The sequence below is a fragment of the Blastocatellia bacterium genome (assembly GCA_025054955.1).
In the GTDB taxonomy this organism is placed as follows: domain Bacteria; phylum Acidobacteriota; class Blastocatellia; order HR10; family J050; genus JANWZE01.
In genome coordinates, this window is record JANWZE010000066.1 from 1 (window position 1) to 19,618 (window position 19,618).

Below are 19,618 nucleotides of genomic sequence, written 5' to 3' on the forward strand. Positions count from 1 at the left end.
CGCTTGGCTCAGCCGGCGCACTCCAAGAGAGAGTCAGGAGCGTATGAGAATGCGTTTTGGAGTGCGGTGGCAAGCCCGCGGGGCGCGACGCCGCTTTGGCCTGGTGGGTCGTGTTGGGAGCGAAAGCGCCGTCGCCGCTTGCTCTGCCTGCGCACTCCAAGATAAAGCCAGGAATTGCCCATGTGTTCGCGCTCGCCACGAACGATGAAAATACCATTCTTTCGTGAGGTTCGGTGTTTCGTGGGCTATTCTCAGCGGAGAGGAGGTCAACTCTCCAGAAGGTAAGAGGCGATCTCCTTGCAACCGGGCAAGCCCGGCAAGCTCTCAGCATGCAGAACGGCATTGACGACGGCCTGCGCCATGACTTCAGCAGCGATGGCGCCGACGAGAGCAACATTGACCGGCTCGGGATGATCCCCGGTAGCGAGAGCGAAGATGGTGTCGCCATCCAGCGGTGAATGAACCGGGTTGATCGTTCGCGCCAAGCCATCATGCGCCATCTGCGCCACCACGGTAGCTTGTGATTTGCTTAGCGCGGCGTTGGTAGCAACCACACCAATTGTGGTGTTCTGGCCTTCGGTGAGGCTCTCCATGGGGACACCAGATTTGATCTGTTCAATGACGTTGATCAGGCGTTGACCATCCGCTGATCGTACACCGGCCAGCAGTCGGCCTGTCACCGGGTCAGAGACCTGACCCCACGCATTGACGGCCACAATCGCGCCAACAACGACGCCGTCGGCCAAGCGAATGCTGGCCGTGCCCAGTCCCGCTTTCATCGCCCGTGTCGGGCCAAGCACTTTGCCCACAGTTGCGCCAGCGCCGGCGCCGACATTGCCTTGAGCGACCGCGCCAGTCCTGGCTGCTTGACAAGCCTTGTAGCCGGATTCGCCTGTTGGTCGAATAGACGGGTCGCCCAGTTGCAAGTCGAAGAGGATCGCGGCAGGCACAATCGGCACTTTGGGAACGTTGGGGAGCCGCGTGTCAAATCCAATGCCACGTTCTTCCAGATATTGGACGACGCCCGACGCGGCATCCAAACCAAAAGCGCTTCCTCCCGATAACACGACGGCGTGAACTTGTTGGACAAGATTGATCGGATACAGCAAGTCTGTTTCGCGCGTTCCCGGCGCGCCGCCGCGTACATCAACGCCAGCCACGGCGCCCGCTTCGACCAGCACGACGGTGCAGCCCGTTGGCCGGCGTGTATCTGTGAATTGTCCGACTTTGACGCCGACTACATCTGTGATTGAACCGGATGATGCGTCCATCATGTTATCTTCCACCGTATGGTTGATCGCGCGAGCGTACCGCTTCTGAGCCACACAGAAGCGAGCAGCTTACGTCCTGCGTGAAATCTTTCTCTGGTTGATTGGCATCAGGGACTAAAACCGTATGCCAGGCTGTTCCTGGCGTGTGCGCAGCCGTATCTTGGGATTGTTCGCAATCAGGAGCAACCGACGATTATTATGGATATTAACCTCTCTGGGCTTGTAGGAAAGTTGATACCAACGTTCAGCCAGTTCTTGCAAAATATGTTGAGCGGCGTCGCTCGCGTCCTTCAGTGGGAAGGCGCGTCCGCCGGTCATTTGGGTGAGTTTCTGCACCACCTCGGCTGGCTTAGGTCCAAAGCGGCGTGACGCGCCATGCGTGCGATCGGCCGCTTGCAGCACATAGACGACGATGCTTTCGCGTTTGAGATTGTCCAGGACAACATTGAACGGCGTCTTACTTTGCCAATCGTAACCGTCGCTGATCAGAATTAACACGCGCTTGGTCACGCCCACTTGCTGACGGAAGACAGCGGTGATGATGTCTGCAATCGCGTCCAGCAGCCGAGGAGACCCCTTGATGCGAAACAGCGCCGTGCCTGCTTGCAACTTCTTACGGTCGTCGGTGAACTCTTCAATCACTTCAGGCTGTTCGTCGTAAGCGACCAACATCATCTGATCGCCTTGATACAAATGGGCGGCCAATGCTTTGACTGCTTTGCTCAAATCGTCAAGGCTGGCTTGCAAGCGTTCGGTGTTATCCACCAGAACGACGATTCTGGCTGGAGAATAATCAGGCCGAAAGTATTCGATCTGCTGCGGCACACCACCGTCATACAACTCAAACTGCTCGCGCGCGATGGCCGTCGGATCAAGCTCGCTGCCCGCTTCCAGAATCACCGGCAGGATGACGTTTCTAACGCCGGTCTCTGCTGGTGATCGAACGTTGGCTTGCGCAGCGGCTACGCTGACGCCCGCCAGTATGCACACCAACGAGAGCATCCATAATTTCATGAGCTGATCTCCAATCTGCCGCATCGGCTTGTCCTCCTCAACCATAAAAGTACGGGATCGCTTGCTAAATTTCAACCGCGTCGCAAACGAGCTCAAGCCGCCCGCTGGTTGAAGCATGGCATTGGCAGCCGGCTACGCATCAGCGCAGGCGCACGCGCCGGTTTGATTGTCACAGGTCGAGTGGGACGTCTAGTTTATAAGGCTTTGCTATCGGTTTTCGTCTCAGGCGTGGCCGCGCTCTTGGTCTCGCTTTGACTCTTGGGTTCGGATTTTGATTCGGCTTTGCCGTCAGACGATTTGGAGTCACCGCTCCCTTTGCGGGCGTAATCCGTGATGTACCAGCCACTGCCTTTGAACTGAAAGCCGACCGGCGAGAGTAACCGCTCTAGCTTGCCGCTGCATCGGCGACAGCGCTTCAGTGGCGGGTCGGTCATCTTGCGCATGACTTCAATCCGTTGGCCGCATTTGGTGCATTCATACTCGTAGATCGGCATTCAAACCTCCCAGATTGAATATCACAGCGCGATAGTGTAGCAATCGTCAGCGCGCGCTTCAAGCGCATGCTCGGTCGCCCGTTGCCGCGCCGTGTATTTGGCCGTTTGGCAGCAATCGTCAGCGCGCGCTTCAAGCGCATGCTCGGAGCTGCCAAATCAATCAGCGCGTGGCTTTGAACTTCTTGCTCCGACTGGCTAATATGTACGCTCACAAAAGTGCAGGGGCGTTGCGCGAGGGCCGATCGTTGATGATGCTCTTTGAGATCATGCAAACGCCTGATGTTAGCCCGCCCAAGACTGAATCTCTTGGGCCTATTTCTCGCAGGAATTGTTCATGGCGCTCGAGCCGACGCCCAAAGAGAATGAAAAACTGATTTCTCAACGAATGAAATGTGACAGCGAATATTTTATCCGCTGGCGCCTTTCATCCGTTGGCGGGATTTTTCGGAGGATTGAATGCCAAACACCCCATTTGACGAATTAAGACGGACAAAAGAGGAAGAATACTTCCGCAAGAAAGAGCAGGAACTGATCGAGAAATTGCGACGCCGCGCCACGCTCCAAGCGGAGCGACGTGAGATGGCCGAAACGAGCGGCATCACCAATGAAGATGTCTTACGCGACTTACAAGACCTCGGCTACACGCGCGAGACGGTCAGTCTTTGGCATCTGGTGCCGTTGTTGTATGTCGCCTGGATTGATGGCGACGTCACCAACCAGGAGCGTGAGCGTCTGCTGGAATTGGCGCGCACACGTGGCATCCAGGAGGGCAGCCCCGCCTATCAACAACTGGTGGATTGGATCAGTCATCGGCCGCCACGAGAATTCTTCGAAGGCACGCTTCGGGCTATTCGACATCTGCTGGCCTCATTACCATCAGGGGAGCAAGAGGCATGTCGGCAGGACCTCGTGGCTTGTGCTACTCAGATCGCTGAAGCGTCTGGCGGTCTGCTGGGGTTGACGCCGAGCATCTCAAAAGCGGAACGGGAACTCATCGAGCGGTTCACCACCGAGCTGGTCAATCATCATCAAGCCGCCGCGCAACAGGTGATGGCCGAATTGAGCTAGAGCCATTTTCCATTGCCTTTGGCCTGGGCGTCGCGCATCCTGCTGCCTCATGCACGCCGGAGCGTGCGCTCCCAGCGATTTTCACAGGAATCGCCCATGAGCGCCGCGCTCGCCACGAAGCATGAAAATACAATTCTTTCGTGAGGCTCGTGTGTTTCGTGGGCGATTTTCAGAGGAGTTGTTCATGTCGCGCGGGACGACGCCCAGAAACGATGAAAAACGCCACAGGCGGGAACGCCTGTGCCACCTTTTCTGAGGACAAAGCGCCGTCGGCGCTTGGCTCTGCCGGCGCACTCCAGGAGAGAGTCAGGAGCGTATGAGAAATCGCTTTGGAGTGCGGCGGCAAGCCCGCGGGGCGCGACGCCGCTTTGGCCTGGTGGGTCGTGTTGGGAGCGAAAGCGCCGTCGGCGCTTGGCTCTGCCGGCGCACTCCAAGATGAAGTCAGGAACCACCCATGAGCGCCGCGCTCGCCACGGCACAGGCAGGAATGCCTATGCTACATTCTCGCACGAGGAACTGAGGAGACGTCAGACGAGTCGTTGCACCTGATCTTCCAGGGACGTCCGTCTACTGACGTCCGACTCACATCGGCATCATCCACAACGGCGCGCCGCTCAGGCCGCGTATCAACTCCAGCTCCATCTCGACACGATCCATTGTGCGGAAGAGCCGGCTGAAGAGGCCGCGGCGGCGCGGCGTGACTTCGATCTTCCGCGGCTTGCCAACTAGATGCGCCAATTCTGCTGCTAATTCGACAGCGCGCTCTAATCCGCCGATTTCGTCCACCAAGCCTAATTCTTTGGCCTGTCGGCCGGTGAAAATGCGTCCATCAGCGAATGAACGGACATGTTCTTCAGGCAAATTCCTACCGGCCGCCACCGCTTGCACAAACTGGTTGTAGGTGTCGTCAATCAGCTCCTGCAACAACGCGCGTTCTTCTTCCGTCAGCGGACGAAACGTGGAGAGGATGTCTTTATACGGGCCAGATTTGACCACTTCGGATTCAATGCCGATTTTCTGGTAGAGCGCTCGCAGGTTGTTCGCCTTCAGAATGACACCGATGGAGCCGGTGAGCGTGCCCGGATTGGATACGATTTTGTCTGCGGCGACAGCCACATAGATGCCTCCTGAAGCCGCCACATCGCCAAGCGCTGCAACCACCGGCAAGCCGCGCCGGCGCAGGTTTTGAATCGCCTGATGAATCTCTTGCGATGTGCCGACCGTGCCGCCCGGACTGTTAATGCGCACGACCAGGGCGCGCGCCCGCAGCGGCTCGACAGCTTCCAATGCTTCCAGCACTTTGCGCCGTGACGCGCCGAACTCGCTGTCGGAGATGATCCCTTCCACCTCAACAATAGCCACCCGATTCTTTTTTCTCCACCACAAGAGCGTCATACATTCATACGACCACACGTGTCACACGACGGCTGATGCCGCAGGTGATCTCATAGGAAATGGTTCGCGCTTTTCGCGCCAGCTCAGCGGCTGTCACGCTGAGGCCATCGCGCTGACCCATCAAGACGACTTCATCGCCGAGCGCCACATCAGGCACGTCGGTCACATCAATCAACGTCAAATCCATACTGACGCGCCCGACCACCGGCGCATATCGGCCGCGAATGATCACGCGCGCTGTGTTGGAAAACGCCCGCATGTAGCCATCTTGATAACCAATCGGCAACGTGGCAATCTGGCTGGGCCGCTCGGTCACAAATGTGCCGCCATAGCCGAGCGGCGAGCCGGCTGGCACACGCTTCAGCAAGATAATTTGCGAATGCAGCGACATGACCGGTTTCAATACCAGCGCCGGCGAATACAATCCATACAATGCGCCGCCAGGCCGAACCATTGTGCCCCAGGTTTGCGGATGTCGAAACACGGCCGCGCTGTTGGCTGCATGAATCTCTCTCGGTTGATGCCCGGCTGCTCTGATCATCGCCAGCGCGTGCTCAAATCGTTCCATTTGTTGCCGCGTAAAGGCGTCCTGCCGCGGCTCATTAGCTGAGGCTAAATGGGTCAACACGCCATCCATCCTCACATGGCTGTAGCGACGAAGGTGATCCAGAAACGATGCTAACTGATCCATCGGGACGCCCAGGCGGCCCATGCCGGTATCCACTTTCAAGTGATAGGAAGCGACCATGTCGCGGGCACGCGCGGCGGCATCGAGTTGTTCGATAGCCCACTCGCTGTAGATGTCCGGCGTCAGCTTGAAATCCAGTAGCAGCGGGGCTTGTCCTTGATAAAATCCGCCGAGGCAGAGAATCGGTCGTGTCACCCCTGCTTGCCGCAGCGCGACTCCCTCTTCTGGCAATGCCACGCCGAACCAATCGCAACCAAGCGTCTCCAGATGCCGAGCGACCAACACTGCATCGTGCCCGTAGGCGTCAGCTTTCACGGCGGCGAGAATCTTGGTGTGAGCGCCAACACGCTCTTTGATCACGCGAAAATTATGCGTCAGATGATCCAGATGAATTTCAGCCCATGTGGGACGACCAACTGGTTGTGTCCGCCGATGGCCGTGTGGCGCGTGCTGCTGCGTCATCGCCGTCGAATTGTCGGGCTGCGTCATAGCCATTCGTTCCAGGCCAAGTTAGAACGCCGATTCTTCCATGAGATTCTCAAAGCGCGTGAACTCACTCAGAAATGCCAGTTCAATTTTGCCCGTCGGGCCGTTGCGTTGCTTGGCCACAATCAATTCAGCTTTGCCTTCAGTCTCCGGCGTTCTGTTGTAGAGGTCTTCTCGAAACAAAAATGCGACCACATCAGCGTCCTGCTCCAAACTTCCGCTCTCCCGCAGATCGCTCAACTGTGGCCGATGATCGGTGCGCGCTTCCGGCGCGCGGCTAAGCTGCGAAACGGCGATGAGCGGCACCTGCAAATCTTTGGCCAGACTTTTGAGGTCACGGGAAATTTGCGAGACTTCTTGCTGACGGCTTTCAGCGCGTCCGCGGGCGCTCATCAGTTGCAAATAGTCAACGATGAGTAGGTCTAATCCACGTTCATGTTTGAGCCGCCGCGCTTTGGCGCGCAGCTCCAGTGGGCTGATGCCCGGCGTATCGTCAATGAAGATGCGGCACTCGGCCAATCGGCGCAATCCTTCCGCCAACCGCTTCCACTCATCGCGATTGAGAAACCCGTTGCGAAAGCGTTGCATGTTGATCCGCGCCTCTGAACAGAGCAACCGCATGACCAGTTGCTCTTTGCTCATCTCCAGTGAGCTAATTCCTATGACATGGCCAGCGAGCGCCGCATTCTGCGCGATGCTCAGCACAAAGCTGGTCTTTCCGACCGAGGGTCGAGCCGCAACGATGATCAAATCGCTCGGCTGAAGCCCCGACGTCATGCGATCGAAATCAATGAAGCCGGTGGCCAAGCCGGTGATCATCTGCGGACGGCCGGCTCGCTGTTCGACCAGTTCCAACTGCTGCTTCGCGACCTCGCCAATGGGCGCAAAGCCCACTTTGGTCCGCGCCTCGGCAATATCCAGAATGGCTTTCTCAGCCTTGTCCAGAATCAGGTCGGATTCTTCTTCCTGCTCGAAGCACTCGCTGATGATCTGATTGGACACAATGATGAGCCGGCGCAACAGCGCACGGTCGCGTACAATCTTGGCGTAGTGTTCGATGTTGCGCAGGTACGGCGTCCCGTCCATCAGCGCGGCAATGGCGCTGACGCCGCCAACCTGCTCCAGTTCTCCCGAGCGGTCCAATTCCTCCCGCAGCGTAATCGGATCAATCGGACGATCCTTTTCAAACAGCGCCACCATCTTGTCAAAGATGCGCCGATGCGCATCCAGATAGAAATCATCGCGGCTCAGGATTTCCAGCGCCTGATGGAGTGTCGTGTTGTCAATCAAGATCGCGCCGAGGATAGACCGTTCCGTCTCGATGCTGTGCGGCAGTGACCGCTCGGTTGTCATCTCTTTCAGTGATTTGGCCATGCTCGTCACCTACGCCCGGCCTAGTTTACTACAACCATGCCACCACACAAAACCCTGTTCATGACTGCTACAGGATTGGCCAGTGCCAGAAGAATCTGTACGGGGCGCTCGCTGTGGCGCCCCGCCCAAACGGCCTCGACTCTGACAGAGCCCAAGCTCGACAACATCCTGTACGGGGCGCTCGCTGTGGCGCCCCGCTCCTACTACCTCGACTCCGACAGAGCCCAAGCTCGACGACACCCTGTACGGGGCGCTCGCTGTGGCGCCCCGCTCCTACTGCCTCGAATATGCAATTCTTTCGTGAAGTTCGTGTGCTTCGTGGGGCTATTTTCAAGGGAATCGTCCCCATGCAACGACACACCACGAAGCATGAAAATGGTTATTTTTAGAGGAAGCTTGTCCTACTACTAACTGGCTAGTATAATCCCGCCGGTTTCAGCGTCTGCTGCGTTACAATGTTGAAGCCATCATGAGTACTCAACGGAAGAAGTCCCCGCCACGAGCAGGTAGCGAGGGCGGCCTGAAGGGAGTGGGCATGCAATGTAAAGCTATGGGAGGAACTTTATGGAAACACTCAAACGACATTTCGCATCGTTCTGTATTTTGCTTCTGGCTGGTGTGCTGGTCATATCCGGCGGTGCTGCAACCCGACAGCCTAACCGTCCGGATGATCCTCAAACCAACCTCAAGACGTTAAAAGCCCAATTGCTCCAATTGGAGATAAAGCAATTAGAAGAGGCCATTGCTGAAATGCAGCGGCAAGAAGACCTGCTGAGCGACAAAGTGCGTGCGGAAATCGCCGAGCTGCAAGCGCAACGGCAGCAACGGCAAGACCAACTCGATCAGTTGGCCTTGGAGATCAACATACCCGACATCCTGCCGGGTCAAGACCTTCAACAGCAGATCAACGCCGTCAAAGCCCAGATCATGAAGATCGAGCTGGACGACGTCAAAACGCAGATACGGCAACTGAAACAAGCAGGTGATAAAGGCTCGCCACTGATGCTCTCACTCAGAGAGCGTTATCAGAGTCTGCAGCGCGAATACAATCAGTTCACCAAGCTGCCGGTCACCAGCACGCCGCAGGAGCCGGCTGCGCCGGAAGTGGTCTTCTCGAATCCAGCGCCAATTACGATTCCAGGTACCGGCACTAGCGGCCCGGCCGCGCCGTATCCCTCGACCATCACTGTCAGCGGTTTGACGGGAGTGGTGACGGATGTCAATGTCACGCTCACAGGTGTGAGTCACACATTCCCGGATGACATTGACATTCTGTTGGTCGGTCCGGGTGGGCAGACGCTTGTGCTGATGTCGGACTGCGGCGGTAGTCCTGACATTACAGGCATCACGCTGACGTTTGATGATGCGGCAGCCACTTTACTTCCCGACTCCACTTTGATCGCTGCTGGAACGTATAAACCGACGAACTATGGTACTGGGGATGCATTCCCGGCCCCGGCTCCGGCCGGGCCTTACAATAACCCGGCAACGGCTGGCACGGCGACGCTGGCATCGGTGTTCAACGGCATTTCCCCCAACGGCACTTGGGGCCTGTTTGTGGTGGATGATGTTGCCGGCGATGTTGGCGGCATTTCCGGTGGGTGGAGTTTAGACATCACCACTACCGGCGCTGCGCCTGTGAATGACTTTTGCGCTGGCGCCATCACGCTGAGCTGCCCCGGCACGCTCACAGCCGACACAACCATGGCCACAGACAGCACGGTCAATGTCAACTGCGGCAATTTTGGCGATGACAAGGACGTTTGGTACAAATTTGTCGGTGATGGCGGAACTCACACCATCTGCACCAACGGCAGCAACTACGACACGATCATTCAAATCTACACCGGCACATGTACCTCGTTGAATGATGAACCGTATTGCAATGACGATTGCTCCTTATTTCTATCTCTTCTTCACTCGTCCGTCACCTTCACGGCGGCGATGGGTGTGACGTATTTCATTCAAGTCTCAGGGTTCGCTGGCGCTAGCGGCAATCTGGTGATCAGTTGCGATAACGCTGCGCCAACAGTGACGCCCAGTCCGTTAAGTTACGGTTCGGTGCATCTTGGGTTGACGAGCGCGGCGCTGTTGACCACGGTGGATACGACCGGTTGCGGCAGCGTGACGTTCACGAGCATCACCGAGGCGGGGACTAATCCGGGTGACTTCAGCCAGACACTGCCCGCCACGCCGTTCACGTTGAATGATTGCAGCACATCGGTGACGTTCCCGTCCACGTTCAGTCCGACCGGACCGGCCTGTGGCGGCCCGCGCAGTGCCACGCTGACTTACACGACCAGCGCCGGTACGATCGTGCAGACGCTCACCGGCACAGGCACGAACACAGCGCCGGTGGCCAATGCCGGACCGGATCAAACGGTGCCTGAAGGCGCATTGGTGACATTGGCCGGTTCAGCCACCGACAGCGATGCCCACGACGCCGGCGGACCGTTCACGTTCGCTTGGACGCAGACGGGCGGGCCGCCAGTGACGCTGAGCAATCCGGCAGCGGCCAATCCGACGTTCACCGCGCCCGAAGTGCCCAACGGCACGTGCGTCACGCTGACGTTCTCGTTGGTCGTATCTGATCAGCACGGTTGCCCGGATGCCACGCCTGACACAGTGCTCATTCGCGTTGCCGATACTATCGAGCTGAGTGATGACAGCAACGGCAATTGCGTGAAGATCACGATGACATGCACCACAGCGGGCGCAGCCGTCTATTGCTTCAAGACAGGCGCTGGAACGACATTCACCGGCCCCTGCACGGTCACGGTCAGCGGCAATACCATCAACGTGCAAAGCACGGCGGCGGACCCGAACGCGCTCCAAGGCATTCTGGACGTGGGTCGCTGCCGTGGGAATGCGCGGTTGACGATCAGCCGGCTGACGCCGACAGTGACGCATACCATTACATCGAATGTGAACGCATGTAACGACACATGCGCATGTCCGTGATTCCTCTAATCAGATGGAGACAGGCGAGCACGAGCGTTGACATCTGACCGGCTCGGCTCGCCTGTGCCACAACACAATGAGAGAAACGGCAAACCTCAGGCTGACGGCCTGCGGCTCTGAGGTTCGCCGTTTTTTCTTCTACCAATCGGGAAGGGAAAGGCCTCCGTTGGAGGGGCGTTGCTGTGTGGGTGCCCGCTAACGTGTGGTGTTTTTGTGTTGCTGCAACGCACGGTTGTAAGGGAATCCCTGTGTCGTCGCCCATCAGAGAGTAGCGGGATGTGCATCGTCTGGGTCAGGGATCATCCCTCCAATTCCCAGGGCGCCTTGCAGAGGCGTCCCGCGTTCTCCCGTTAGCTCGTTCATGCGGTGAGCCGCTCGCCGCGAACATCCATGCCAACTCCCGGGTGTAACTTTTGTGAAACAAGGATTGGGCAGTGTTTGGAACATTGAGATTTTGAACGTTTCAACTTATTTAGGATTTCGATATTCGGATTTCGGATTTCCCTCGAAGAGGGGCTTGGGATTTCAAAATCGCCTGGCGGAGCAAAGTAGCGAACCGGCATTTCTGACCTTTCTTGACGATATCAAATGACTCATGTATAGTCCCGTTCACTAAGCAAACCGACCCGGAGAAGAGCACAGGCCGTTGAATGCTTTTTGGTGAGGCACGATGTTAGCAGACCATTCACTCTATCGCATCTTGTTGGTTGAGGATGATCCGGCCCATGCGACATTGATCCGGCGGGCGCTGCACAAGGAGCGGCCGCAGGATCAGGTTGTCGTGAGTGAATCGTTGCAGAGCACCTGGGAGCAGCTTGATCAACAAGCGTTCGATGCTCTTGTCGTTGATTTTTCGCTGCCCGATGCCAGCGGATTAGAGTTATTGCAAGAGTTGCGCGTGCGTGGCCTGGACGTGCCGGTCATTATTGTGACTGGTCATGGCGACGAAATGACGGCTGTGCAGGCGATGAAGCTGGGGGCGTTCGACTACATTGTCAAATCCCAAGATTACGCTCGCGCACTGCCGCTCGTTGTGTATCGCGCGATCGAAACCAAGCGGCTGGAACGTCAACTGGCCTCGGCTGAAGTCCGCTATCGGCTGCTGTTTGAGCAAGCCCAGGATGCCATCGGCATCATGGACCAGAACATGCGCTTTTTGGATGTCAACTCGGCGTGCTCGGAGCTCAGTGACTACACTCGCGAAGAGCTGTTGAATATGACGGTTCTTTCACTGGTGCGACCGGAGGCCGTGGAAACAGCGCGACAGTTGTTCGAGCAGTTGCGGCGGCATGGTTCGTTGCGCATCTCAGAATGCCGCATGCTCCGCAAGCAGGGGACAGAGGTTGTGGTGAGCGTCTCAGCGGTCGCATTGAGCGAAGGCGTCTACCAGTTCATCGCCCGCGATGTGACAGAACAGAAGCGGCTCCAGCAAGAGCTCTTCCAGATGCAAAAGATGGATAGCATCGGCAAATTGACCAGCGGCATTGCCCATGATTTCAATAATCTGCTTGGCGCAATTCTGGGATATGCCTCGTTGTTGAAGTTGGAATTTGATCCTCAACACCCGCTTTACGGCTTTGTTGAGACGATCGAATCATCGGCGCAACGAGGCGCTGATCTGGCTCGTCAGTTGCTCGCCTTCGGGCGCAAAGAGAAAGCGCAGACCAGCCCGGTTAATCTCAACAAGATCGTCGAGGAAGTGCGGCGGCTGCTGGCTCATACCATCAGCAAGCGGATCGAGATCATCGTTCATACGGATGATGAGCTCTCTATGGTCGAGGGCGACGCCGGACAATTGCAACAGGTCCTGCTGAATCTGTGCCTCAATGCGCGTGATGCCATGCCGCAGGGCGGACGACTCGTGCTGGAGACGCGCAACATTGTTTTGGACGAGGCGTTTATTCGCAACCATCCGGGCGCGCAAATCGGACCGCATGTGATGGTGTCAGTCACCGATACAGGCTGCGGCATGGATCAGGAAACGCAGCAACGCATCTTTGAACCGTTCTTCACCACCAAGGAACAGGGACAAGGCACAGGCCTTGGGTTGGCGATGGTCTACAGCATTGTGCGTAATCATGAAGGGGTGGTGCGCGTCTACAGTGAACCTGGGCATGGCACAACCTTTGTCATTTACCTGCCGGCCTCGAATCGCGCTGAGATGGTGATCGAAACAGCGCCGGTGGAGAGTCGAGGTGGGAGCGAATTCGTTCTCGTTGTTGACGACGAAACGGCGATTCGCAATCTGCTCAGCGACGTGTTGACCAGCGCCGGCTATCGCGTCATGACTGCAACAAACGGCGTGCAGGCCATACGGATTCTGGAACAAGAACCAGATATTGAGCTGGTCATTCTTGATATGATCATGCCGCAGATGGACGGCAAGGAAACTTATGAGCGATTGCGCGCGCACCGGCCTGACTTGCCGGTGCTCTTTTCTAGCGGATTCAGTCGGCACAATCTGACGCAGGAGATGCTCAACCATCCCCGCACGCATTTCATCCAGAAGCCCTATGTCGTGCATGACCTGTTAATGGCGGTGCGCCGCGTCTTGGATGAATAGAGGTTGACCCAGCACAGGCCGATTGGCCAGAGACGCGCGGCTGGCTTGGATGAGCCGGTCAGCCCCACCCGCGTGCACAGAGGTAACTATGAGAGAGATTCTGATCATTGTGATGTTGATGACGCCGCTCATGCTCTCGGCCCCGCAAGCGGGACGACACCGCGAAGAGCCGCCCAGCGCCCCAACGGATGCGACCACGCCGGTGAAAACAGACACGCCACGACCGGTCTTGGTCAACATGACGCCGGACGAGTTTGACGCCTGTGGTCTAAAGAAGCTCTCGGAGGAAGAACTCAACCGCTTGGACCGCTGGTTCCTTCAACTGCTGGTGAAGCTTCAATCGCTGCCCAAAGAGCGCAGCCTCACCTTCGACCGTTCTGGCGAGGCTTCGACCGGCCGGACGACGGCCGAAAGCCGGCAACGAGACCTGGAACTGCAGGTGCAGGACTTAGAATCTCGCTTAGCGATCATTCGGCGAGAAACAACCCGCATGTCGTTTGACATCACGCAAGCGCGCCTGGCCGCTTCGCGCGGCGATTGGTCTTCGCTCACTAGCACACTGCATGGGTTGGAAACCTCGCTTCGACAGATTGAACGCGCCAGTCAATAAGGGCCTATTGTCCGCTGAAGGGAGCCGGTCGCGCGACTTGATTTTTAATCAAGGCCAGTAGTATTCTCTCGAACCCTGCTTTTACAAGAGAAATCCTAAACCATCAAGGAGAGGGTCGTGCATAAGGAATATCATCGTTGGTATAGTCCGAATTTAGGTCAAGAGATGCCGTTGGTGGTATATGGTCACTATGGGTGGCCGCTGTTGATGTTTCCGACGGCGGGGGCTGATTGTGAAGAGTATGAACGCTTCAACCTGATTGATGCCATTGCGCCGCATTTGGACGCGGGGCTGGTCAAGATTTATTCGATCAATAGCATTAACCGCGAGTCGTGGTTAGCCGATCACGTGCCGCCGCCCGAACGCGCCCGCCGACAAGTGCTCTATGACCGGTATGTCGCTGAGGAAGTGGCGCCATTCATCCAGTGGCACTGTCAAACACCGGGCATCCCGATTGCCACCAGCGGCGTCAGCTTCGGCGCCTTTCACACAGCCAATACGCTGTTCAAACACCCCGACAAATTCAAATGTGTCATCGCCATCAGCGGCAGCTACGACATTCGCCCGTACTGCCATGGCTACCATGATGACAACGTCTACTTCAATAATCCGGTGGAATATCTACCCAATCTGGAAGACCCTGTCATTCTTGAGCAGCTTCGCCAATGTTCGATTAACATCATTACCGGCCAGGGCGCCTATGAAGCTCCGGAGCGATCCTATCAACTCTCGGAAATTCTCTGGCGCAAGGGCATCCCTCACAATCTGGATGTCTGGGGGCACGACGTCAATCACGACTGGCCTTGGTGGTATCGGATGTACAATTACTATCTGCCCAAATTGTTTGGACGATAGTTGATCATAGCCACTGATGGGCTGACGTTCACAGCTCAGCAGACGGACGCTCAGTCATGGTCGTTGGTGAAGAGGTTCAGCTCATGCCGGAGACGCTCAATCAACAGATTGAACTCTGCCGCGCTTTTGGCGAGCGTGTCTTTTGTTATCACCGTACGGAACTGCGCCGATTCGTCTGGAGCTATGCCCAGTTGTTCGATCATGCTGACCGCATGGCAGCCGCGTTGCGCCGGCGCGGTGTGCAGCGCGGCGAGCGCATCATGATCTGGGGACCCAACGGCCCCGAATGGATCATCGCCTATCTTGGCGGCCTGCTGGCTGGCGCCGTCATCGTCCCGATTGATGTGCGGCAGACAAAGGATTTTGCTTTGCGCGTCGCTGCTGAAACCAAACCGCGATTAATAGCCCGCACGCGACTGCTGCCGGGCGATGGATTCGATCTACCACAACTGATCCTCGAAGAGTTGCCGCTGCGCTTGTCTGAGGTTGAGCCGCAACGCTTCGACGATGTTGCGCCTCAGCCCGATGATCTGGCATTGATCATGTATACGTCCGGCACGACGGCTGTCCCTAAAGGCGTCATGGTGACCCACCGGAACATCACAGCCAATTACACGGCCGTGCAGAAGGCCATCCCGCTCCAGGGCCATCACACGTTCTTATCATTACTCCCGCTCAGTCACCTGTATGAACAGACCGGCGGGTTTTGGTATCCGGTCGCCCGCGGCGATTCGATCGTCTATCTGCAAACGGTCACGCCCAAGGCGATTGAACAGGCGTTTCGACACGAACATATTCGCGCCGTGCTGGCTGTGCCACGACTGCTGCAATTGCTCAAAGACGGCTTCGTGCGCAAACTCCCGATCTCAGAATCGCGGCTGGAGAGGTTGTTGCGATGGACGGAGCCGCTGCCCAGGTCGGTCAAGAAATTGATCTACTTCCCGCTGCACCATTTCATCGGGTGGGATTTCGCTTACTTCGTGTTGGGCGGCGCGCCGCTCGATCCGGCGCTGCAACTGTTTTGGGAGCGATTAGGATTTATCGTCCTGCAAGGCTATGGCTTGACTGAAACCGGTCCGGTCATCACGGTTAATCGGCCAGAAGCACGCCGGCTCGGCTCGGTAGGGCAGGCCTTGCCGGGATTGGAAATGAAACTCTCGCCAGCGGGAGAAGTCCTCACACGTGGCCCACACGTGACGCCGGGCTACTTCCAACGGCCTGACGCGACGCGGGAATCGTTCACCGAAGACGGATGGTTTCGCACCGGCGATCTGGGTCGCCTTGACGAGGACGGCTTTCTGTTTTTACAGGGACGATTGAAAGAATTGATCGTGACCGACGCTGGAGTCAACGTCTATCCGCTCGACATCGAATCTGTGCTCGACCGGTTTGACGGCGTGCGAGAAAGTTGCGTCGTCGAATTCAAAAAACGCATCCACGCAGTGCTGCTCATGGACGAACACGCCAAGCCGCGCGCTGCCGAGATTATCAGCCAGGCCAACCGACAACTGGACGAAGCACAGCGCGTGCAAGCCTTCACCGTCTGGTGGGAAGACGATTTCCCACGCACCACGACGCTCAAAGTCAAAAAAGGTGAGGTGCTGGCCAAACTCCATGCGCGGGAGGCGGCGGCTGACATAGCGGTTCCTGCTGCCACAGCCGTTGTTGACGACATTGCGGCGTTGGTGGCGCGTATTGCTGACGTGCCGGTCACACAGATCACGCCTCAGTCAAAACTCGGCGATGATCTGGGGCTCAGTTCCATTGATCGCGTCGAGCTGGTCAGTTTGATCGAATGGGAAAAGCGAATAGACCTGGGTGATGTTGATCTCACGCCAGAGATGACCGTCGCCGAGTTGCGCCAATTGATTGAACGGAATCAACCAGACCGCGCGTCTCTGAAATTCCCGCGCTGGGGCCGATGGCCGATTATCCGTTGGTTGCGCGAGTTGCTCCAGCTTGCTGCGCTGTTTCCGATCTTCCGCCTGTTTGTTCGCCTCACGATCAAAGGGCGCGACGTCCTACCAGCGCCCGACTCAGGCCCGTATGTGTTCATTGCCAATCACACCAGCCATGCCGACACAGCAGCCATCCTCTATGCTTTGCCTGGCAGATTCCGTCGGCGACTGACCGTAGCCGCCTGGGCTGAGTTCTTTTTGCGGCCGGGCCAGCCTCTGCTGTCGTGGCTCTTCCGTTGGGTGTTGTATCCGTTCTTGGTGGTGCTGGCGCACATCTACATGATCCCGCAGCAACGGTCGCCGCGCCTGAGCTTGCAATACACCGGCGAGCTACTGGATCATGGCTATCACGTGTTGATTTATCCCGAAGGCGAGCGCCACGCCAGCAATCAGATGGCGCCGTTCATGGATGGGCTCGGATTGATGGTCACGGATATGCGGGTGAGCGTCATACCGATCAAACTCGATGGATTGGATAGGACTTTGCCTCGTGGCAGCGCCTTTCCTCGGTTCGCCAGCGCCACGCTCACGTTTGGCCAACCGATTCCGCCGCAAGCGGGCACGCATGCTGAGATCGCGGCGCGTTTGCGTGAAGCTGTCAAATCGCTCTGATACCAATTGCAGAGCGAAAGACCACGTTTTTTGTATGGGCGTCGTTGTGTGGACGCCCGCTGCGTGTGTGGGGTTTTTGTGTTGCGGTGGCAGCCGCCCACCAGAGGGTAACCAGACGTGCAACGTCTGGCTGCCTTCGCCTGGGCCGCATGCGCGGCCTCATGGTTCGATGGGCGGATACAGACATTACAATCTGGCTACCTTCGCCTGGGCCGCATGCGCGGCTCAGCAGAAACGAGCGTAGCATAAGTAAGCAAGACCAGATGCTCGCAGAAACTCAGAGACTGGTGCTTGGGACGTTCTGCTCTGCGTGTCCTTCATCAAACAGGGCTTTCCGCCAGACTATTGGTATGAGAAGCACTGCATAGGGCGTCCTCAGAGGCGATTGGCACGAGGCTACCGGCTGGCTCGTCCGTGTGTCACGGTGAGCGCCACTTAGTCCTCTTCCAGCCAATGCTCGATCGGGATCGAAAGCAGCGGGTACTTGAGCCGGAGTTGTACAACTTTGTCTGCATATCCTTTTCGTGCCGCTGAGCCGTGCGTGCGTTCGAGTGCGACTTGCTCTTGTTTGAGCGCGCGAATCTCCAGGCGATATAGATCGTTGAGGAATTCACGGATCAAGGCTGGCTCGGTTGTCGGTTTTGGCAAGATGCCGAAGCGTTGGAGTTCATCGAGCACAGCGGATTTGTACCGATAGGATTTTGGATTCATACGACCTTCGCTCTCCGAGTCAATCGGTTCATTCAGCATAACGGTCTCAGAATGTTCATACAGATTCCTAGCTCCTTGGCCCTGTGCAGTTCACCGGGGCGCTCAGAAAAGCTACCTCAGCGTTCGACACAATGGCCAGTCCAAATCTCAACCGATTGATTGGCTCCTCTGTAGTCAGAAAAGCTCTCGGAGCACTCAACAGAATTGCCCGAGCAGGCGCGAAGCGAATCTTTCACCTCTGAGCGTTTTCCCAGGGAGCTTGCGCTCTGCTTGTTGATAAGGAGCAGTCCGAGCCTGAACGCAGCGGATGTGGCTGGGCGGTTTCCTGGTGCTTGGCGACTTCCTTCTTATGGCTGGGCGTCTTACTGTCGCTTGGCGACTTCTTCCTTCAGGAGCTTGATCTTTTCTCGAACCTGTGCAGCGAGCGGACTTTCGGGAGCCACTTTGAGGAACTCATCAAACTCAGCCAACCCCTCAGCATATTTTTCTTGCAAAACAAAGACATTACCGAGCAGCAGATAGAGCGTGCCGAATTTGGGCCGAGCTTGCCGAGCGATTCGCAAGTTTTTCTCGGCGTTCTCCAGTTGATCCATTCCATAGTAAGCGCGGCCTAGTTCAAAGTAGACGTGCCATTCAGTTGGCATCAACCGTTGCGCTTTGAGCAAATGCTTCTCGGCGTCAGCATGCTGCTCAGCATCGTTGCAAAGCACGCCCATACCTAGATGGGCTTCGGCCAATTCGCCGTTGAGTTCTAGCGCGCGGGTCAACGCTTTACGAGCAAGGTCAGGATTTCGCAACCGGATGTAGGCAATACCTAGACCGCTGTGCGCTTGAGCAAATGCTGCATATTCTTCGATCGCCGCCTGGAAATAGCCCACGCTCTTTTCGACTTTTTGGCGGTCCAACTCTTTGCGTCCCTTCTGATATAAAGCCTGCGCCTTGGGAGGAATTGAAAGCTGATGCACCGATATTGCTTCAGGCAACGCGCCGTCAGGCACACCAATGCTGCGCCGAAGCGCCACCTCCAGGTTTTTCGACCCGCCGAATATCTCAATGGCCTGATTGATTGAAATGAAGCCGCTGGCCGACACGTTGACGCTGTAGGAGCCTTCTCTGAGGTTGTAGAAAGCAAAGCGGCCGGCGTGGTCGGTATGCGTCGTCTGCCCGTTACCGCTGCGAACGGAGGTCAGCACGATCCGCGCCATATAAACCGGTACGCCGCTTTCATCAACGACGCGGCCCTCAATGTAGAAATTGGTCAGCCGAGCACCGGAACTCAACCCTGGCGTTCGCTGCCCTTGCGCCAGGGCCGTCGGCATACACCAGACAAGCAAACAGATCATGAAGAATCCTCTGATGCGCATCTTCATGTGATCCCCTTGCGAAAAAGAGACGGAAGACGTGGGATTGAAGACCGGGAATGACTGTCTGCCGCCCACGGTCTCCATCACGTCCATCCATTCTTCGAGCAGGCTGCTGCTCATGGCCGATTCTTGTGGATGTAGGATTGACCGCAGAGGTCGTAGAGAAAAACAAGACTCAGCGACATCTGCGGTCC

At 56.9% G+C, this 19,618-nt stretch carries 14 protein-coding genes; 6 read left to right on the forward strand and 8 right to left on the reverse strand.

Annotation, left to right across the window (positions count from 1 at the left end; all coding sequences use genetic code 11):
• Nucleotides 1-266 precede the first annotated feature (266 nt).
• From NZ823_09260 to NZ823_09270, 3 genes are all read right to left on the reverse strand, one after another.
• Nucleotides 267-1,271: a P1 family peptidase gene (locus NZ823_09260; protein MCS6805312.1), complete on the reverse strand. Its 1,005-nt coding sequence runs from the start codon at nucleotides 1,269-1,271 to the stop codon at nucleotides 267-269.
• Between the two features lie 114 nt (nucleotides 1,272-1,385).
• Nucleotides 1,386-2,285: a VWA domain-containing protein gene (locus tag NZ823_09265; GenBank protein MCS6805313.1), complete on the reverse strand. Its 900-nt coding sequence runs from the start codon at nucleotides 2,283-2,285 to the stop codon at nucleotides 1,386-1,388.
• Between the two features lie 194 nt (nucleotides 2,286-2,479).
• Nucleotides 2,480-2,779: a zinc ribbon domain-containing protein gene (locus NZ823_09270; GenBank protein ID MCS6805314.1), complete on the reverse strand. Its 300-nt coding sequence runs from the start codon at nucleotides 2,777-2,779 to the stop codon at nucleotides 2,480-2,482.
• A 456-nt stretch (nucleotides 2,780-3,235) separates the two neighbouring features.
• Here NZ823_09270 and NZ823_09275 point away from each other — a divergent pair, with 456 nt between their 5' ends.
• Nucleotides 3,236-3,847, forward strand: a complete 612-nt coding sequence (locus NZ823_09275; GenBank protein MCS6805315.1) for a TerB family tellurite resistance protein — start codon at nucleotides 3,236-3,238, stop codon at nucleotides 3,845-3,847.
• A 582-nt stretch (nucleotides 3,848-4,429) separates the two neighbouring features.
• Here the strand turns inward: NZ823_09275 and sppA are convergent.
• The 3 genes from sppA to dnaB are packed head-to-tail and all read right to left on the reverse strand — an operon-like array spanning nucleotide 4,430 to nucleotide 7,790.
• Nucleotides 4,430-5,242: a signal peptide peptidase SppA gene (gene sppA / locus NZ823_09280; protein MCS6805316.1), complete on the reverse strand. Its 813-nt coding sequence runs from the start codon at nucleotides 5,240-5,242 to the stop codon at nucleotides 4,430-4,432.
• A 4-nt stretch (nucleotides 5,243-5,246) separates the two neighbouring features.
• Complete coding sequence (gene alr, locus NZ823_09285; protein MCS6805317.1) at nucleotides 5,247-6,419, reverse strand: alanine racemase; 1,173 nt, start codon at nucleotides 6,417-6,419, stop codon at nucleotides 5,247-5,249.
• 21 nt (nucleotides 6,420-6,440) lie between these two features.
• Nucleotides 6,441-7,790 (reverse strand): replicative DNA helicase, encoded by a 1,350-nt coding sequence (dnaB, locus tag NZ823_09290; protein MCS6805318.1) that lies wholly within the window; start codon nucleotides 7,788-7,790, stop codon nucleotides 6,441-6,443.
• A 564-nt stretch (nucleotides 7,791-8,354) separates the two neighbouring features.
• On the opposite strand from dnaB, the gene NZ823_09295 reads away from it, so the two are divergent.
• The 5 genes from NZ823_09295 (at nucleotide 8,355) to NZ823_09315 (ending at nucleotide 17,349) form a co-directional block, all read left to right on the forward strand.
• Nucleotides 8,355-10,751, forward strand: coding sequence for a hypothetical protein (locus tag NZ823_09295; protein ID MCS6805319.1), 2,397 nt, complete (start codon nucleotides 8,355-8,357; stop codon nucleotides 10,749-10,751).
• Between the two features lie 670 nt (nucleotides 10,752-11,421).
• Entirely contained in the window at nucleotides 11,422-13,314 is a 1,893-nt protein-coding gene (locus NZ823_09300; protein ID MCS6805320.1) for a response regulator, read from the forward strand.
• Between the two features lie 88 nt (nucleotides 13,315-13,402).
• Entirely contained in the window at nucleotides 13,403-13,924 is a 522-nt protein-coding gene (locus tag NZ823_09305; protein MCS6805321.1) for a hypothetical protein, read from the forward strand.
• 117 nt (nucleotides 13,925-14,041) lie between these two features.
• Nucleotides 14,042-14,779 (forward strand): alpha/beta hydrolase-fold protein, encoded by a 738-nt coding sequence (locus NZ823_09310; GenBank protein ID MCS6805322.1) that lies wholly within the window; start codon nucleotides 14,042-14,044, stop codon nucleotides 14,777-14,779.
• A gap of 56 nt (nucleotides 14,780-14,835) precedes the next feature.
• The gene (locus NZ823_09315; protein ID MCS6805323.1) at nucleotides 14,836-17,349 is read left to right on the forward strand and encodes an AMP-binding protein; all 2,514 of its coding nucleotides are present in this window, start codon (nucleotides 14,836-14,838) and stop codon (nucleotides 17,347-17,349) included.
• 435 nt (nucleotides 17,350-17,784) lie between these two features.
• Here the strand turns inward: NZ823_09315 and NZ823_09320 are convergent, their stop codons facing one another.
• A complete protein-coding gene (locus NZ823_09320; GenBank protein MCS6805324.1) occupies nucleotides 17,785-18,099 on the reverse strand; it encodes a hypothetical protein in 315 nt (104 codons plus the stop codon).
• A gap of 323 nt (nucleotides 18,100-18,422) precedes the next feature.
• Nucleotides 18,423-19,544 carry a tetratricopeptide repeat protein gene (locus tag NZ823_09325; protein ID MCS6805325.1) on the reverse strand — a complete coding sequence of 374 codons (1,122 nt, stop codon included), beginning with the start codon at nucleotides 19,542-19,544 and terminating at the stop codon, nucleotides 18,423-18,425.
• Nucleotides 19,545-19,618: the final 74 nt, after the last annotated feature.

Bases quoted from the DNA above. Each gene is read 5' to 3' on its own strand.
- NZ823_09260 (MCS6805312.1), bottom strand. From the start codon at position 1,271: ATGGACGCATCATCCGGTTCAATCACAGATGTAGTCGGCGTCAAAGTC.
- NZ823_09265 (MCS6805313.1), bottom strand. From the start codon at position 2,285: ATGAAATTATGGATGCTCTCGTTGGTGTGCATACTGGCGGGCGTCAGC.
- NZ823_09270 (MCS6805314.1), bottom strand. From the start codon at position 2,779: ATGCCGATCTACGAGTATGAATGCACCAAATGCGGCCAACGGATTGAA.
- NZ823_09275 (MCS6805315.1), top strand. From the start codon at position 3,236: ATGCCAAACACCCCATTTGACGAATTAAGACGGACAAAAGAGGAAGAA.
- sppA (MCS6805316.1), bottom strand. From the start codon at position 5,242: ATGACGCTCTTGTGGTGGAGAAAAAAGAATCGGGTGGCTATTGTTGAG.
- alr (MCS6805317.1), bottom strand. From the start codon at position 6,419: ATGACGCAGCCCGACAATTCGACGGCGATGACGCAGCAGCACGCGCCA.
- dnaB (MCS6805318.1), bottom strand. From the start codon at position 7,790: ATGGCCAAATCACTGAAAGAGATGACAACCGAGCGGTCACTGCCGCAC.
- NZ823_09295 (MCS6805319.1), top strand. From the start codon at position 8,355: ATGGAAACACTCAAACGACATTTCGCATCGTTCTGTATTTTGCTTCTG.
- NZ823_09300 (MCS6805320.1), top strand. From the start codon at position 11,422: ATGTTAGCAGACCATTCACTCTATCGCATCTTGTTGGTTGAGGATGAT.
- NZ823_09305 (MCS6805321.1), top strand. From the start codon at position 13,403: ATGAGAGAGATTCTGATCATTGTGATGTTGATGACGCCGCTCATGCTC.
- NZ823_09315 (MCS6805323.1), top strand. From the start codon at position 14,836: ATGGTCGTTGGTGAAGAGGTTCAGCTCATGCCGGAGACGCTCAATCAA.
- NZ823_09320 (MCS6805324.1), bottom strand. From the start codon at position 18,099: ATGCTGAATGAACCGATTGACTCGGAGAGCGAAGGTCGTATGAATCCA.
- NZ823_09325 (MCS6805325.1), bottom strand. From the start codon at position 19,544: ATGAGCAGCAGCCTGCTCGAAGAATGGATGGACGTGATGGAGACCGTG.